This is a genomic window from Sunxiuqinia rutila, from assembly GCF_050589705.1.
GTDB classification, from domain to species: Bacteria; Bacteroidota; Bacteroidia; order Bacteroidales; family Prolixibacteraceae; genus Sunxiuqinia; species Sunxiuqinia rutila.
Genome location: NZ_JBNGOT010000014.1, coordinates 113925 through 131032 on the forward strand (window position 1 = coordinate 113925; position 17108 = coordinate 131032).

10 protein-coding genes are annotated in these 17108 nt (G+C 43.4%); all 10 read left to right on the forward strand.

Features of this window, described 5'->3' with window-relative positions:
• Window positions 1-3 precede the first annotated feature (3 nt).
• The 10 genes from ACRD6K_RS16200 (at window position 4) to ACRD6K_RS16245 (ending at window position 16720) form a co-directional block, all read left to right on the forward strand.
• Window positions 4-831: an amidohydrolase family protein gene (locus ACRD6K_RS16200; protein WP_430974115.1), complete on the forward strand. Its 828-nt coding sequence runs from the start codon at window positions 4-6 to the stop codon at window positions 829-831.
• A 14-nt stretch (window positions 832-845) separates the two neighbouring features.
• Window positions 846-1862 carry a zinc-binding alcohol dehydrogenase family protein gene (locus ACRD6K_RS16205; protein ID WP_430974116.1) on the forward strand — a complete coding sequence of 339 codons (1017 nt, stop codon included), beginning with the start codon at window positions 846-848 and terminating at the stop codon, window positions 1860-1862.
• A 60-nt stretch (window positions 1863-1922) separates the two neighbouring features.
• The gene (locus tag ACRD6K_RS16210) at window positions 1923-3422 is read left to right on the forward strand and encodes an alpha-L-fucosidase (protein ID WP_430974117.1); all 1500 of its coding nucleotides are present in this window, start codon (window positions 1923-1925) and stop codon (window positions 3420-3422) included.
• An 87-nt stretch (window positions 3423-3509) separates the two neighbouring features.
• The gene (locus ACRD6K_RS16215; protein WP_430974118.1) at window positions 3510-5888 is read left to right on the forward strand and encodes an alpha-L-fucosidase; all 2379 of its coding nucleotides are present in this window, start codon (window positions 3510-3512) and stop codon (window positions 5886-5888) included.
• A gap of 10 nt (window positions 5889-5898) precedes the next feature.
• Complete coding sequence (locus ACRD6K_RS16220; protein WP_430974119.1) at window positions 5899-7956, forward strand: SGNH/GDSL hydrolase family protein; 2058 nt, start codon at window positions 5899-5901, stop codon at window positions 7954-7956.
• Between the two features lie 208 nt (window positions 7957-8164).
• The gene (locus ACRD6K_RS16225; RefSeq protein WP_430974120.1) at window positions 8165-8752 is read left to right on the forward strand and encodes an RNA polymerase sigma-70 factor; all 588 of its coding nucleotides are present in this window, start codon (window positions 8165-8167) and stop codon (window positions 8750-8752) included.
• A gap of 179 nt (window positions 8753-8931) precedes the next feature.
• Window positions 8932-9831, forward strand: a complete 900-nt coding sequence (locus ACRD6K_RS16230; protein WP_430974121.1) for a FecR family protein — start codon at window positions 8932-8934, stop codon at window positions 9829-9831.
• Window positions 9832-10067: 236 nt separating this feature from the next.
• On the forward strand, window positions 10068-13376 hold the full coding sequence (locus ACRD6K_RS16235; protein WP_430974122.1) for a TonB-dependent receptor: 3309 nt from the start codon (window positions 10068-10070) through the stop codon (window positions 13374-13376).
• Between the two features lie 11 nt (window positions 13377-13387).
• Complete coding sequence (locus ACRD6K_RS16240; protein ID WP_430974123.1) at window positions 13388-14941, forward strand: RagB/SusD family nutrient uptake outer membrane protein; 1554 nt, start codon at window positions 13388-13390, stop codon at window positions 14939-14941.
• A 111-nt stretch (window positions 14942-15052) separates the two neighbouring features.
• Entirely contained in the window at window positions 15053-16720 is a 1668-nt protein-coding gene (locus ACRD6K_RS16245) for a glycoside hydrolase family protein (RefSeq protein WP_430974124.1), read from the forward strand.
• Window positions 16721-17108: the final 388 nt, after the last annotated feature.

The following is a 17108-nucleotide window of genomic DNA, read 5'->3' on the forward strand; positions in this document are numbered from 1 at the left end:
GCTATGATTATTGATACTCACCATCATTTTTGGAATTACAATCCGGTTGAATTCGATTGGATTGATGATGAAATGGCTGCCATACGAAAAAACTTTCTGCCGGAAGACTTGGCAAGCACCATTCATAACTCCGGCGTTGATGGCGTGGTAACCGTTCAGGCCAGGCAATGTCTGGAAGAAACGGATTGGTTACTGCAACTGGCTTCGGAAAATGAATTTATAAAAGGAGTGGTTGGCTGGCTTCCTTTGGCCAATAAAAACATTCAGACCATTCTGGACCAATACCGCGGAAACAGGTGGCTGAAAGGTGTCCGCCATGTTGTGCAGGGGGAGCCCGATCCTGAGTTTATTTTAGGAGAAGCTTTTAACCAAGGCGTTTCACAACTAAAAGAATATGGCTTGGTGTATGATATTCTGATTTTGGAGCACCAATTAGCCAATACCATTCGCTTTGTTGACCGGCATCCGGATCAGCAGTTTGTGGTGGACCATATTGCTAAACCAAAGATTAAAACAAACGAAATACAGCCTTGGCAAAACTTACTGAAAGAATTGGCCAGGCGCGAAAATGTAAGCTGCAAAATTAGTGGAATGGTAACCGAAGCAGACTATGAGCATTGGACCGAAGTGCAGCTTCAGCCTTATTTCGATGCCGTACTTGAAGCCTTTGGACCGGCTCGCTTGATGTTTGGTTCCGACTGGCCGGTGTGTCAGGTGGCAACCAACTATTCCGAGTGGCTTCAGCTGGTAAAAAGGCAGGTGTCGACATTAAGCAGCGAAGAGCAAAATCTGATTTTTTATCACAATGCCTTGAAGGCATATCAACTTTAATGATTTAAAAGGAAATGAAAGCAATTGAAATAACAGAACCGGGAGCAATGAACGTGGTGGAGAGACCGATGCCGGTTCCTGGAGAAGATGAAGTTTTATTAAAACTGAACTATGTCGGTTTTTGCGGATCCGACTTAAGCACCTATCTGGGTAAAAACCCGATGGTTAGCTATCCCCGCATTCCCGGACACGAAATAGCCGCTGTGATTGAGCAGGCCGGAAGCCGGGTGCCGGAAAACTTTCAACCCGGCCAAAGCGTGACCGTTGTTCCTTATACCAATTGCGGGCAGTGTTCGGCGTGTAAAAAGAAACGTTTCAATGCCTGTCGATACAACCAAACGTTGGGCGTGCAGCGCGATGGTGCCATGGCCGAATACCTGGTTGTACACTGGCAAAAAGTATTGATGGATGTATCCTTGTCTTCCATTCAACTTGCCCTGGTTGAGCCCTTAACGGTCGGGTTTCATGCCATTGACAATGCCCGGGTAAGCGATATTGATACCGTGCTGGTGTTTGGTTGCGGCATGATTGGAACCGGAGCCATTGTTCGGGCCAATCTTCGGGGAGCTACCGTCATTGCAGTGGATATTGATGATTCGAAACTGGAAGTGGCCGGTAAGTTGGGCGCTCACTATTTGATCAACTCCCGAACTCAGGATCTTCATGCAGAACTGGAAAAAATAACCCATAGCAATGGTCCATCAGTGGTTGTTGAAGCGGCTGGGAATCCAATAACTTATAAGGCGGCGATTGAGGAAATTGGCTTTGCCGGACGTGTGGTGTGTATTGGTTATGCCGGCGATGAGGTGGCGTTTCCCACTAAGCTGTGGGTGCAAAAGGAACTGGAAATTTTGGGTTCACGCAATGCCAATCCTTCGGACTTTGAAGCGGTCATAAAATACCTGAAACAAGCCAATCCGGATGAGAAGCTACTGGTCTCGAAAATTGTTTCAGCCGACGAGGCTCCTCAAGCTATGAAAGAATGGGCTGAAGCTCCCGGAAAAGTGTTGAAAATACTGGTGCGTTTTTAGCGCCTGAACCCGATTGTCATTGAGCGGGTTCAATAGAATTAACCAACTAAACGAACTAAAATGAAAAAACGACAATCCTGTTTTTTGATTGCACTGGCTATTTTGCTGGCAAGTTGTCATTCTGAAGTAAAAGAGAAACCAGAAGTTTACTCCGAAGACTGGACCTCTTTGGCTAAGCACAATGAAGAACCAGCCTGGTTTCAGGATGCCAAGTTTGGGATTTACTTCCACTGGGGAGTTTATTCCGTTCCTGCTTTTGGCGATGAATGGTACCCCAGACACATGCATTTCAAGAACCGAAAAGAATATCAGCATCACTTGGAAACCTATGGTCCGCTTTCGGACTTTGGCTATCATGATTTTGTCCCGTTGTTTAAGGCAAAGCAGTTTAATGCCCACGAATGGGCCGCTTTGTTTAAGCAGGCAGGGGCACGCTTTGCCGGTCCGGTAGCCGAACACCATGATGGATTTTCGATGTGGGACAGCGATCTTACTCCGTGGAATGTTGGGGACAAAGGCCCGCAGAAAGACATTATGAAAGAGCTGAAAACTGCGCTGACGGCTCAGGAACTGAAATTCATAACTACTTTTCATCATGCCCGCAACCTGCAGCGTTATGCGGATGTTCCCCATGAAGAAAATTACGGGAATAGCCATTATCCAAGGTTTGAAGGCACTGCTCCAGCCGAGGATGATCATGAGCTGAACTACCTGTATGGGAATATTCCGGAAGAGCAATGGCTTGAAGAAATTTGGTTTGGCAAGCTAAAAGAAGTGATTGACAACTATCAGCCTGATATCATTTGGTTTGATTCGTGGCTGGATCAGATTCCGGAACAGTATCGCCAGAAGTTTTGTGCTTACTATTTGAATGAAGCCCAGAAACTGGACAAAGAAGTGGTTATCGTTCGGAAACAAGATGATTTGCCTTTGGAGGTCAGTGTGGATGACTTAGAAAAATCGCGCAAAAACAAGTTGGGCGAAAAGGTGTGGATGACCGATGAAACCATTAGCAAAGGGAGCTGGTGTTACACTGAGAACCTTCAAATCAAACCAGCAGTCGATATGATTCATGTGCTGATCGATATTGTCAGTAAAAATGGTGTGCTGCTGCTCAATATTTCACCCAAAGCCGACGGAACGATTCCTGCAGACCAACAGGAAGTTTTACGTACTATGGGAGCCTGGTTGGATAAATATGGTGAAGCCATTTATGAAACACGGCCATGGCACACGTATGGCGAAGGGCCGACCATTGAGCCGGAGGGTGATTTCAAGAATCACCGGGAATTCCTCAAAATTAAATATTCTGCCGATGACTTGCGCTACACCACGAAAGGCAATACGGTATATGCCATGGTTCTTGGAGTTCCTGATTCGGAACAACCTCTACTGATGAAAGCATTTGCCTCGCAGGGCGCTGATGTGAATATCAAAAAGGTCACTGTTTTAGGCTCAAAAGAAACTGTTCAATGGCAGTTAAAGGAAGATGGACTGTTCATTGAACAAGGTTATCCGGTAATGGATACCATGGCACAGGTTTTCAAAATTGAAATCTGATTTTTGTCGGAAATTGAGTGCGTTTGTGGTATTTTTGAACGCAATGTGACTTTATTTAAAATACAATTACGACTCAAATTACTACTAATGAAAAAGATCAATTTATTACTAATTGGCTTGGTGCTTGTAGTGGCAGGATTTGCCCAATCACACCCGGACAAGTTATTCTTTAAAGACCGCTTGGAAAAGCTTTCCGAGGAAAACCTGTTTAAAACAGAGGGTTACTACAACTGGTGTTCTTCCATCATCAAGGGAGAGGATGGAAAATATCACCTGTTTTATTCGCGTTGGCCTAAAAAATATACCTTCCTGAGTTGGCTGACTCACTCGGAGGTGGCACATGCTGTTGCCGACTCGCCAACTGGGCCTTGGAAATATAAGGAAACGGTACTGCAAAGCCGCGGGAAAGGACATTGGGATGCCATCACGGTTCACAATCCCAAAATCAAAAAGTTTGATGGCAAATACTATCTCTACTATGTAGCAACGAACATGGGAGACAAGGATTATACTGAAGAGGAACTGATTGAAACGGCTCGTGTTGGGTACAGCCACCCAAACTGGAAAAAGTACCTACGCCCCAACCAACGTACCGGGGTGGCTGTTGCAAACTCAATCAATGGTCCCTGGAAACGAATGGATCAGCCTTTGATTGAGCCTTCAGGACCAATTACCACTTTAACCGTAAATCCGGCAATTACCCAGGGAAAAGATGGCAAATACTACCTGATTGTTAAAGGGGATAAGCCTAATGAAACCCGTTTTATCCGCAACCAGGCAATGGCCGTTTCCGATTCACCTGTCGGGCCGTTTGTCATTCAGGAAAAGCCGGTTATTGATTACCTCGACACGGAAGACATGTCGGTGTGGTACGATGCCAAACGCGATTATTTTTATGGGGTATTTCATGCACATTCTTTTATCGGAATGGTCAGCTCGCCGGATGGAGTGAACTGGAAAAAGGCAACGGAATATGTTTTAACTCCGAAAAAATTGGAGATGAATGATGGCGATTTGCTGGTTCCTGATCGTTTGGAACGTCCGTTTGTTTATCTGGAGGATGACGAACCTCAGGTGCTTTCGTTGGCCGTAAAGAAGGGTGATGAGGCCTACATCGCATTTGTTCCGGTAAAACAGCAGAAACGTCCGGTTCCGAATAAGCGTCAGCAGGCGTGGCAGGAAGCCGAACTGGGTGCTGTTTTTCATTACGATTTGCATGTATTTGATGGCAAGAAGTACGGACAAGGTGGTAACCGGATTGATCCGGTCACCGATTACCAGGTTTTCAATCCAAAAAATTTAGACACAGACCAATGGATAAAAGCGATTAAAGATGCTGGTTTTACCTTTGCTATTCTAACAGCTACACACGAAACTGGCTTTGCGCTTTACCAGTCGGATGTAAATCCGTATTGCATGAAAGCCCTGAAGTTTCAGGATGGAAAGGGCGACTTGGTTCGCGACTTTGTGAATTCATGCCGTAAGTACGGAATCAAACCAGGTATTTATCTAGGGATTCGCTGGAACTCGTTTATTGGCGTGCACGACTTTAAAGTCAATGGTGAAGGGGCTTTCCGTGAAAATCGTCAAAAATGGTACAACCAAATGATTGAAGGCATGGTTAAAGAGATTTGTACCAACTATGGCGAGTTGTTTGAAATTTGGTTTGATGGAGGTGCCGATCATCCTGCCAATGGGGCGCCGGATGTTTTACCCATCGTTCAACAGTATCAACCCAACTGCTTGTTTTATCACAATAAGCAGCTGGCCGAAGCGCGTTGGGGAGGTTCTGAGTCAGGAACGGTTGCTTATCCTTGTTGGTCTACTTTCCCGTATTACTCTACCGGAGCAGGCGAGTCGGCCCATCAGGCGATTGCTAAAAACAACTTCCAGTTATTGAAGGAGGGTGATCCCAACGGAGCTTATTGGATGCCAGCCATGTCTGATGCCCCTTTGAGAGGCTACAACGGGCGGCATGAATGGTTTTGGGAACCAGGTGATGAAGCACATATCTTCCCGGTGGAGAACCTGATGGAGATGTACTACAAGTCTGTTGGACGAAATTCAACATTGATCATGGGATTGACTCCAGACCCTGATGGCGTGCTTCCCGAGCCGGATGTTCAACGCCTGAAAGAATGGGGAGCAGAAATCAAGCGTCGTTTTGAAACACCTGTGGCTCAAACGAAAGGAGAAGGCAAAAAACTGGTGTTGAAATTATCCAAGGTTCAACCAGTAAATCATGTGGTTATTCAGGAAGAGATTGCTTTAGGAGAGCGGGTGCGCCGCTACAAAGTAGAAGGTTTGGTGAAGGGCAAATGGACCAAACTTTGCGACGGACAGTCGATTGGGCATAAACGAATTCAACAGTTTGATCCGGTCGAATGCTCCAAAATTCGCTTAACAGTTGAGCAGTTCGATGAGCTTCCTTCGATTAAGAACTTTGCAGTTTATCAGGTTGATTAAAAACACGTCGATGAAACGATACACATTCGCACTAATCATCTTTTTGGTGATTAGTTGCTTTAATTCTTATGCTGACGATTGCTTACCGGATAGACAATCCGGTAAGCCGTTGAGCATGACAACAGTTGGCTGGGAAGGGGCAAAAAGCCAGTGGAAAGGATTTGACCGTTATGACTTTGTTTTCTTTCCCGAAGAGCAAAAGGTTGGACTGCCTGGTGAAAGTGCTGATGGAGGTGGCCTTTCTGCCCGGATCGTCGTTCCAAAAGTTGCATTGCCCGGAAATCCTTGGGTATGGCGAGCACGTTTCCCGGATTGGCATACGGAAATGGACAGTATCTTGCTCAGCGAAGGTTTTTACATCGCATACATCAATACGAATAATCAGTATGGCAGTCCGGTAGCAGTGGCTAACTGGAATCATTTCTACGAATATTTGGTGAATCAGCATCAGTTGTCCCGAAAAGTGGCGTTGGAAGGCGTTAGCCGGGGCGGTTTGTTCATTTACAATTGGGCTAAACAGAACCCGGAGAAAGTGAGTTGTATTTATGCCGAAGCGCCGGTTTGCGACTTTAAGAGTTGGCCCGGTGGATTTGGTAAAGGGCAGGGGAGTGCTGCCGATTGGGAGCGCTTAAAGCAGGAGTATGGCTTTGCATCGGATGAAGAGGCCTTGAACTATGCGAACAATCCCCTGGATAACCTGGAGCTGCTTGCTTTGGGCAAAGTGCCTGTTATGCATATGATCGGCTTGAAAGATGAAGTTGTTCCTCCCCAGGAAAATACCTTCTTGCTTATTGACCGGTATGTGAAGCTGGGAGGGGCAGCTACAATCATTCCTTGTACCCAGGGAGAACAGAAACTGTTTGGGCATCATTTCCCAATTGAAACGCCGGAGTTGGGGGCACAATTTATCCTTCAGCATACCGAATTGCCTGAAGAACTCTTGGATGCTACCCAGTATCATCGGCTTCGGGACGGATTGAAGAACAGTCAAATTAAGTTTGAGCGGGAAAAGAAAGGACGGGTGGCGTTTCTGGGCGGTTCAATCACTTACAATGGTGGTTGGCGCGATAGCATTTGTAACTACCTGCAAACGCGTTTCCCGGATACGGACTTTGAGTTTATTGCTGCGGGCATCCCTTCCATGGGGGCTACGCCGGCTGCCTTTCGACTGGAGCGCGATGTGTTGGCCAACGGGCCGGTTGACTTGCTGTTTGAAGAGGCCGCTGTGAATGATGCCACCAATGGGCGAAGCGATGAAGAGCAAGTAAGAGCGATGGAAGGTATTGTTCGTCATTTAAGAAAGAGCAATCCGGCGATTGATTTAGTGATCATGCATTTTGTGGATCCCGACAAAATGGAGACTTACCGCCAGGGAGAAGTGCCTAAAGTAATTCAGAATCACGAAAAAGTAGCTGCTCATTACAGAATTGCTACCATAAACCTGGCCAAAGAAGTAACCGACAGGATTGATGCCGGTGAGTTTTCCTGGGAAGAAGATTTTAAAAACCTGCATCCTTCGCCATTTGGACAGCAGGTTTATTATCGATCGATGGAGCAACTGTTGGATCGAGCCTGGAGTGGCTTTGTGGCCGAAGATGACAAGCTCACAAGTTACCCGATGCCCGATCCGATTGATCCCGACAACTATGGCAATGGAAAGCTTGTTGTTGTTGACAAGAAGCACGAAGGGAAAGGCTGGCAGTTTGTGCCCAGCTGGAAGCCCGCGGATAACAAAGGAACCCGGGCAAACTATGTCAACGTACCCATGTTGGTTTGCGAAAAACCATCAGGTATTTTGAAGTGGGACTTTGAAGGAAATACCGTTGGAATAGCCGTTGCGGCAGGTCCCGATGCAGGGATAATCGAATACCGCATTGATGGCGGCAGTTGGCAGCAACTGGACTTATTTACCCGTTGGAGTGCACATTTACACCTTCCCTGGTATTACACCTTGGCGACCGGGCTGGATGAAGGAAAGCATGTGCTGAGAATCCGGGTTTCCGCAGAAAAAAACAAGCAAAGCACGGGAAATGCTTGCCGAATCAGGTATTTCTATTGCAGCGATTAAAGCAGGTTGTTGGGAAGCTTGACTGAATATAGAGTAGCTTTTGTATTGCTTTTCTTGTCTGGAATGTCAGATATATAAACATATATCTGCCTATTTTTTCGTATTGTGGTTTCTAATTAATTGACTACGGACCATCTTCTTCATATTATAATAGGCGGTAGCAATTGTTATAATTTTTTTAGATTTGCTGTACTACTATTCTACTACCATGATGACAGACGACTTAGAACTGCTGAAAGGTTTAAGAAACAGTGATGAAATTGCTTTTAAAATTTTGTACAAAAAGTATTTCTCGCGTCTCTATTATTTTACGTTAGAGTTTGTTCCTCTAAAAGATTTGGCAGAAAATATTGTACAGGATACCTTCTTTACGCTATGGAGTAAACGTCATCATCTGAAAGAGAATAGCCAGTTAGGAGCCTACCTTTTTACAGTCACAAAAAATAATTGTCTTTATAAACTGAGAAGTCAACGCTACCGACAGCAGTTATTTGTCAACTCGAATGATTTACAGGAACTGGAGTTAAATCTTGACGTACTAAATTCTTTAGATTCCTCTGAGTATACTTTTAGCGAGATAGAACGAATTATCAAGCAAACCTTGGAGGAGCTTCCACCGCAATGCAGAAATGTTTTCACTTTAAGTCGATTTAAAGGCATGAAAAACAGGGAAATTGCTGAGGAATTAAATATTTCGGAAAAAGTAGTTGAAAAGCATATGACCAAAGGGCTAAAGCATTTTCGAATAGCACTAAAAGACTATCTCCCGTTTGTTCTCTATCTCTTAATAAAATAAGCTTTTCTGTTTTTTTTGTAATTTTTTTTTCTACGTGAAGGGGGGGAGATCGGACTTTGTGCATTCTATTACTAGAAGCAACTATGGAAAAATCGGAGAAAATACTAAAAGTAGCGATGGGCTCTTCTGTTGAAGATAAAGAGCAAGTCCTGGAGCAGATTAAAAAAGACAAGCAGGATATGGCTACCTACAAAAGTGCGAAAATTGCATGGTCTTTTTTGGCAGCATCCAAGGAAGTTCCAAGCCATGAAGTGGAGGAGTCTTATAAAAGGTTAAGTCAAAGAATCAAAAGAGCGGAAGCTCCTGCCAAGCGGTTACCGTTTTTGAAATATGCAGCTGCTCTGGTTTTACTGATCGGAATTTCTTCAATCATGTTTTGGCTTGGTGGAAATTACAAGATCAACAAAAAGCAAAGTGTACATTATTCCACGGTCGTTGCCGAATATGGGCAAATTGCTCATGTCATTCTGCCTGATAGCTCAGTTGTTTGGTTAAACTCAGGGACAAAATTAACCTACTCGAATGATTTTGCGGTCAATTCCCGCCATTTAAAGCTGGAGGGGCAAGCCTTTTTCGAAATTTCTAAAAATAAGAATCTTCCTCTAAAGGTTGCAACTGAAGCTGGTATCTCGGTAAAGGTATTAGGGACGAAGTTTGATGTTAAAGCCTATCCTGGGGATGATCAGGTTAATGTTGTGTTGGAAGAAGGAAGTGTAGAGCTGGAAAGTTTCAAGAATCAAGGCACAAAACAAAAATTAGTACCGGGAGAAATGATGACTTACAATGTTTCTGAAAATAGGATGAACATTGCCAGAATAGAAACAGGAGATTATACTTCATGGAAAGAGGGAGCATTGGTTTTTAAAGATGAACCAATGCAACAAGTTATTCGAAAGCTTGAGCGTAGGTATAATGTGGAGGTTGAAGTGATTAATACGGCTGTTTATCAGTCTATCTTCAATGCAAATTTTAAAAATGAAAGTTTGAAAGAGATTCTGGATTTCATCGAATTTTCGTGTCCAATAACCTATCAGTTAGTGGATGAGGGAGAGGGGAAAACTAAGATCATTTTAAAATAACTCATTATTATTAACTCAACAATGGAGTGCCAATGAAGAATTAACAACCTAACAACAAAAGGAAAGGAGATGCTGTAACATCCCCTTTTCAATGATTAAGTGCTGAATGTCTTGCAAACTGCAGCACTAGCTTATTTGAATTGTATAACTCAAATCGAAACAAATTTATGAAAAAAAAATGTTATTCATTGATTTTCATAGGGACTGCGCTATGGAAATCAAAACTGATTAGAACCATGAGAGTAACCTTGTTTTTAATGGTGCTAAGCGTTCTGCAGTTACATGCTGTTGGTTCGTATTCGCAGAGTACCAAAATGAATCTAAACCTGAGAAATGTACCCATAAAACAGGTACTTAAACAAATTGAAGAGCAATCGGAATTCTATTTTATTTATGATGCCTCTGTTGTTAATGTAGATAAGATGGTTAGCATTAATGCCAAAAACAATTTGGTTCCGGAAATTTTAGATGAAATTTTCGAAGGGGCTAATGTGAAGTATAAAATAACTAACCGGCAGATTGCAATTACTTCATCAAGTAAAGATATAGCTTCCCGGCAGCAATCTGTTTCGGGAAGAGTGACAGATGTTTCTGGAAGTCCTTTGCCAGGTGTAACAGTGGTGATTGATGGAACTACCCAAGGAGCAATTACGGGGTTGGACGGCGAGTATCAATTGGAAAATGTTCCGACTGATGCAACCCTTGTTTTCTCTTTTGTAGGAATGAGAACTTCTAAGGTAGAAATCAACGGAAGAACGGTAATTGATGTTGTTCTTCAGGATGAAACCATTGGGCTGGAGGAAGTTGTTGCCGTAGGGTATGGTACTCAGAAAAAAGTTAATTTGACAGGATCGGTTGCTTCTGTTAGTGGAGAAGATTTGGTGAAAAGACCTGTGACGAACGTTGAGACAATGTTGCAGGGGCAAATGCCGGGAGTGCAAATTGTTCAGAACTCAGGAGAACCAGGAAATGAAGGTGTCTCAATTCGAATTCGTGGTAATGGAACTTTCAGTAGCGCTGGCTCAAATCCTTTGGTCCTGGTTGATGGAGTTCAAGGTAGCCTGGCCGATTTGAATCCGAATAACATCGAAAGCATATCTGTTTTGAAAGATGCTGCCTCGGCGTCAATTTATGGCGCTCGTGCAGCCAACGGGGTTATTCTTGTCACCACAAAAAAAGGGACAGAAGGACGGATTACAATGAGTTATAATGGTAACTATGCCATTCATACTCCCACGAAGTTATTTGATTTGATCACCAACTCGGCCGAATACATGGAGCTATTCAATGAAGCCAGGTTAAACTCAGGTTTAACTTCCGGTTTATATACAGATGAGATGATCAATGCCTACCGTAGTGCTACCGACCGAAATTTGTACCCCAATACTGATTGGCTGGACCTTCTGTTTAGTCCTGCTCCAACCCACACCCATAATTTAAGTTTTAGCGGAGGAAGTAATGGAACGACTTTTAATGTTTCTCTTGGTTACGTGAATCAGGAGGGGGTTATGAAAGGGTTTGATTATGAAAAATACAATGTGCGAGTCAACTTGAGTTCAAAGGTTAATGAAAACATCAAGTTTGGCGGAAACTTCTCTGTGAAAAAGGGAATGAAAACAGCTCCTAGACAAGGCGCTGGCGATACCTTTCTTGCTGCTATGTCTCAGGCTCCTACTTATGCACCACAACTGGCAGATGGAAGTGGTCGATATACCTACAAAGCGTATGATTTTGAGTCTAATAACAAAAGTCCGATGGCCATTATTGGGAATCGTGTTAACCGCAATACCAATGATTATGTAATTTCATCTCAAGGTTGGTTGGATGTAAAACTGTTTAAAGGGCTGACTTGGTATACTAAAGCCGCCATTAACTTGGATTTTAGCAAGTACGATGACTTCAGGCCTCAGGTGCCGTTGTACAATTTCCGTACAAATGAATTCATGACTTATCTGGATGTTGGTGGATCGGGTTTAATTGTTCAGGACGATCAAACCGAGTACAAAAACCTATACACTTATCTGAATTTTGATCAGCAATTTGGAGCTGGACACACGATTACGACTCAGGTTGGTTATAGTGTTGAAGACAACACTTATCAATACTTGAGAGGCTACAGAAAAGATTATCCGAGTGACGTATTGCGCGAACTCGATGCTGGAAGTCCGGCTGTTCAGCAAGCTAGCGGAACAAAAACAGAGTGGGCTTTGATGTCATTCTTTGGTCGATTAGGTTATAATTATAAAGACAGGTACCTAGTTGAAGCAAATCTTCGGTATGACGGTACTTCCAGGTTGTCTCCTGACTCAAGATGGGGTGCCTTTCCTTCTTTTTCTGTAGGATGGAGAATGTCAGAAGAGCAGTTTTTTCAGAATATGAATGCTGACTGGATCAATAACCTGAAGATAAGGGGTTCCTACGGAAAGTTAGGAAACCAGAATATTGGTTTGTATCCTTACCAATCGATACTGGATTTGACCGGCAATTATTCATTCGATGACTCAAGCCTTTCTTCAGGTGTGGCTCAAACCCGGCTTTCCAATGAAAATATTATGTGGGAAACCACCAGTATTACTGACTTTGGTTTTGATCTGACAGCATTTGAAGGTTTTAATGTAACCTTTGACTGGTATAAAAAAAGAACGACTGATATTTTAAGAAGTTCACAGGTGACCAATGCGGTGGGATTAAATCCGCCAACGGTTAATAATGGAACCATGGAGAATACAGGAGTTGAATTGAGCTTACAGTATGCCAATCAGCTAAGGTCAGGTTCATTCACTGGATTGAACTATCGTTTGGGATTTAACATTGATCATTATAAAAATGAGTTGGTTGATTTTGGCGAGCGGGAGATAAGTGGGTATTCTTTGCGTGAAGAAGGTGCCGAATGGGATTCTTATTACATGCTGGAGTGGATTGGTATTTTTCAGTCGGAACAAGAGATTGTCGACTCTCCAAAACAGTTTAATGATGCCACTGTTCCTGGTGATTTGAAATTTAAGGATCAAAACAGTGATGGTGTCATTGACAATGATGACCGGATTGCTTTGTCTGGGCGATACCCGGCATTTAATTATTCTTTTAACCTGGCTGCCAATTGGAAAGGATTTGATTTATCGGCTCAGTTGCAAGGGGTGCAAGGGGTGAAATATTTTGTCAACGACTGGGGAACAATTCCTTTTGTACAAGGCTCGCCTCCAACGACAGACTGGCGTGATCGCTGGACTGAAACAAACCCATCGACAACGATGCCTCGAATTTATTGGGGATGGGGAGCACCTGAACGAATCAGGCGAAATTCTTCTTGGTATTTGCAAGATGGATCATACTTGAGATTGAAAAACTTGACGGTTGGCTATACCTTACCCCGAACATTCTTTGATCGCGTTGGCCTTAACGAATTCCGTATTTATTTTTCAGGAGATAACCTGTTTACAATTACCGATTATCCCGGGTTAGATCCCGAACGTGGAGGAAGTGGGCGCTTTGTGAATTACCCACAGAATAAAATCTATTCATTCGGGGTAAATGTTAAATTCTAAAAAGTATAAATATGAAAAGTTGTAAAATACTAATTATCATATTATCCATCATAACATTGAGTGGATGTGAAGATTATCTTGATAAACAGCCTCTGGATCAGATATCGTCGAGTACATTTTGGAAAACGAAAGCTGATTTTGAAATGGCATTGACAGCCAACTATGGTTATATGCATGGTTCTACGGGAGGTCCCTGGGATAACCCACCTGCTGGAATGTGGGGATATATGCTCCCTAACTGGGATAACTTAACCGATAACAGTTATGGGCAGCATAACTATGGAGGAACAAAATCAATTGTTGCCGGAGATATTAGTTCAACCACTGGTGGCTATGTCTCTGGAGTATATAAGTTCTGTTACCAGGCTATAGCAAGGGCAAATATCTTTTTAAATGAATTAGCGAAGTACGAGGGGAACGATATTTCGGAGCAGGAGAAAAAGGAGGCCGAAGCAGAAGTACGTTTTTTGAGAGCCTATTATTATTTTCAGCTCTACTGTTTTTATGGCGATGTCCCTCTGGTTCTGGAGCCGCTAACATTGGAAAATCAGGAACAGGCTAAGGTTGGAGCAGATAAAATTTTAGAGCAAGTGTTTATTGATTTAGACTTTGCAATTACTAATTCAAGCTCAAACCCCTATTACGAAAACAGCGGGCATGTATCGCAGTCAACAGCACAGGCAATGAAAGCCCGGGTGTTGATTTACACAGCATATGATCGTTCAGGAACTCCAAACTTAGCGCAGCTGGAGGAAGTCGCTGAATTGTGTAGCAGCATAATGCCAAAATATTCCTTGAGCCCTGTGTTCGAAGATTTGTTTCAAGATGCTGGTCAAAAGGGGAATACCGAGATTATTTTCTCCGTAAATTATTTAGCTCCTGATAATGTTCCTGCTTACGGAACAGATATCGTATTTGGAGATTGGATGGCGATAAGTCCGCTACAGAGTTTTGTTGATGTGTTCGAATGTATAGATGGTTTACCTTGGGGTGAGTCTCCCTTGACCAATCCTGATAATCCAATGGAAAATCGGGATCCAAGACTTTCAGTAACTGTTTTTGCAGACTATGTTGATTGGGGTGGAGGAAGTACACATCATCCTTCCAATAGTGCACCAAGTGGATATGGTTTTAAGAAATTTCTTGACCCGGCCAATATTCCCTATGGATACTCTACACTTAGTCAACAGAATACTGTTGTGTTAAGATTAGCAGAAGTTCTGTTGATGTATGCTGAAGCACAAAATGAAGTTTCCGGGCCTGATGAGTCTGTTTATAATGCGGTAAATGCAATCAGAGACCGGGTTGAAATGCCGGCATTACCGGAAGGACTGTCCAAAGAGGAGATGAGAGAAAGAATCAGGCATGAACGAAGAGTGGAACTTGCCTTTGAAGGGGTACGCTATTTCGATTTAAAACGCTGGAATATTGCCGGAGAAGTTTTGAATAATGTAACGGATGGATTTTTATCCTACCACTGGGAGGATAAGTTTTACCACTGGCCTATTCCGCAAGAGGAAATTGATAAAAACCACGGGGTTTTAGAGCAAAATTCGGATTACTAATACAACAAGCAGCAAAGAAAGTAAAAGAGATATTGCTCTTTTGCTTTCTTGTTGTTGAAAATTGCATCTGATCCGTACAGAAACCAATGACTAAACCGAAATACTCAAAAAATGAAACGACTAAACTACTACTATTCTTTTTGCTTTGTATTGGCTGTCTGTGGGCTGTTGCAATTCAGCCCTTTAAATGCCCAGGATATCGAGCGCCAGCGTCCTGAAGTATGGAAACAGCTGGTATTGGGTGGCCGCTTTATGGATCGCTTTGAAGCCATCCCTCCAATTGGGGAACTGACTTCGGATACCTGGGGAGCCGATGCGGTAAGGCCCCGCTACACGGCTAATGGTATTGAAGATCCGCAGTGGTCGTATTGGGGTGGAAATATTCGAAAGGGCGATGATGGGAAGTACCACCTAATCGTTTGCCGCTGGCCCGAAAATTCTGAAAAAGGGCATATGCAATGGCCAAAGTCCGAAGTGGTACACGCTGTAGCCGAAAATCCTCAGGGTCCCTTCCACGTGCAGGGTGAAACCATTGGACAAGGGCATAATCCGGAGTTTTTCAGGCTGAAAGACGGGCGGTATGTCATTTATGTAATTAACGCCTATTACATTGCCGACGGACTGAATGGCCCTTGGACAAAGGGGGAATTTACATTTGATCCGAGAGACCGGAAGATTCATGATGGCTTGTCGAACGTAAGTTTTGCTCAACGAAAAGACGGCTCCTACCTGGCTGTTTGCCGTGGTGGTGGAATCTGGGTTAGTGAAACCGGCCTATTGCCTTATTACCAGGTAACGAATAAGTCAGTCTATCCTGCTTTTGACGGGCGCTATGAAGACCCGGTGATCTGGCGGACACATATTCAGTACCATATGATCGTCAACGATTGGTATGGCCGCATTGCTTATTACCTTCGTTCGCCGAATGGCATCGACTGGAAAGTGGAACCCGGTGAAGCTTACATGCCCGGAATTGCCAAATACGAAGACGGAACAGTCGAAGACTGGTATAAATACGAGCGGATCAAAATGCTTCAGGATAAGTATGGCCGGGCTTATCAGGCTAATTTTGCTGTGATCGATTCTTCCAAATGGTGCGATTTGGGCAATGACCGCCACAGTTCCAAGAACATTGGCATCCCACTTACCAAAGGAAAATTGCTGACTATTGTTGATGAGAAGAAAATAACAGCGGATACCCCATTGATCCGGGTGAAAATTGAAGCAGAATCAGGTTTTGATCCTCATTCAGACATGGATTTAGAATCGCTTAGTTTTGGTGCATCCGAAGAAGTTAATTTTGGGCGGGGAAGTAAGCTTGTAAAAACAGAGCAACAAGGAAAAGACCTTGTCCTATTCTTTGATGGCCAGGGAAATGGACTGACCGATGAAAACTTTGTGGCTAAACTGCTTGGGAAAACCAAGGATGGAAGCTTGCTGTTTGGTTATGCGCGCTTGCCTTGGTTGATGTATGATGCCCCAATCCTGTCAGCCCGAAAACCACTTGTTTCTGAGAATACTAAGGGAGGAAGCATCCTGGAATTTGAAGTAAGCAACTTCGGCGAAGTGCCTTCCGTTTTAACTACCGTTGATGTTGAAATAGAAAGCAACAATAAAAGAATGCAACTAACGTGCAATGTGCCAGCATTAGCGCCTTATGCCAATCATTCAATTGAACTGGAAACAGCAGTGCCGATTGAGAAAGATGCGAGGATTACAATAAAGTCAAAAGACCAAAAGATGCTTCTTGTGGAAACCTTAAAGAATAGGGGGGATTAGCAAATACGAGTTAAGCCACAATCATATTGGGATTCACGGTCGATCGGTCTTTTTCCAGCTGAAAGCAGCTCTTTTTATCCTGAAAGTACCCTTTCCCAGTGGCAAAGTACCTCTTTCTGACACTAATGTACCCTTTTTTATCGCAAATGTACCCTTTTCTGGTGTCGAAGTACCTCTTTCTGTCGCAAATGGACCTCTTTTTATGATAAAACACCCCTTTTGTTTTCGCGATGGACCTGTTCCTGATGCTAAATGAGGTGTTTTTCTGTCAATTTGTATCGTCGGTGAAGATGGGCTGAGAGTGTTCAACTAACTGTGTCATGTAAACAAAAATGAATGTTTTAAAATTTACCTGATATGGGAAAAGAAAAGTTTGATTACGAGAAGT

What these genes read in the sequence shown, in the direction of transcription:
- ACRD6K_RS16210 (WP_430974117.1), top strand. Translation starts at nt 1,923, where the DNA reads ATGAAAAAACGACAATCCTGTTTTTTGATTGCACTGGCTATTTTGCTG.
- ACRD6K_RS16225 (WP_430974120.1), top strand. Translation starts at nt 8,165, where the DNA reads ATGATGACAGACGACTTAGAACTGCTGAAAGGTTTAAGAAACAGTGAT.
- ACRD6K_RS16215 (WP_430974118.1), top strand. Translation starts at nt 3,510, where the DNA reads ATGAAAAAGATCAATTTATTACTAATTGGCTTGGTGCTTGTAGTGGCA.
- ACRD6K_RS16220 (WP_430974119.1), top strand. Translation starts at nt 5,899, where the DNA reads ATGAAACGATACACATTCGCACTAATCATCTTTTTGGTGATTAGTTGC.
- ACRD6K_RS16205 (WP_430974116.1), top strand. Translation starts at nt 846, where the DNA reads ATGAAAGCAATTGAAATAACAGAACCGGGAGCAATGAACGTGGTGGAG.
- ACRD6K_RS16235 (WP_430974122.1), top strand. Translation starts at nt 10,068, where the DNA reads ATGAGAGTAACCTTGTTTTTAATGGTGCTAAGCGTTCTGCAGTTACAT.
- ACRD6K_RS16200 (WP_430974115.1), top strand. Translation starts at nt 4, where the DNA reads ATGATTATTGATACTCACCATCATTTTTGGAATTACAATCCGGTTGAA.
- ACRD6K_RS16240 (WP_430974123.1), top strand. Translation starts at nt 13,388, where the DNA reads ATGAAAAGTTGTAAAATACTAATTATCATATTATCCATCATAACATTG.
- ACRD6K_RS16230 (WP_430974121.1), top strand. Translation starts at nt 8,932, where the DNA reads ATGGCTACCTACAAAAGTGCGAAAATTGCATGGTCTTTTTTGGCAGCA.
- ACRD6K_RS16245 (WP_430974124.1), top strand. Translation starts at nt 15,053, where the DNA reads ATGAAACGACTAAACTACTACTATTCTTTTTGCTTTGTATTGGCTGTC.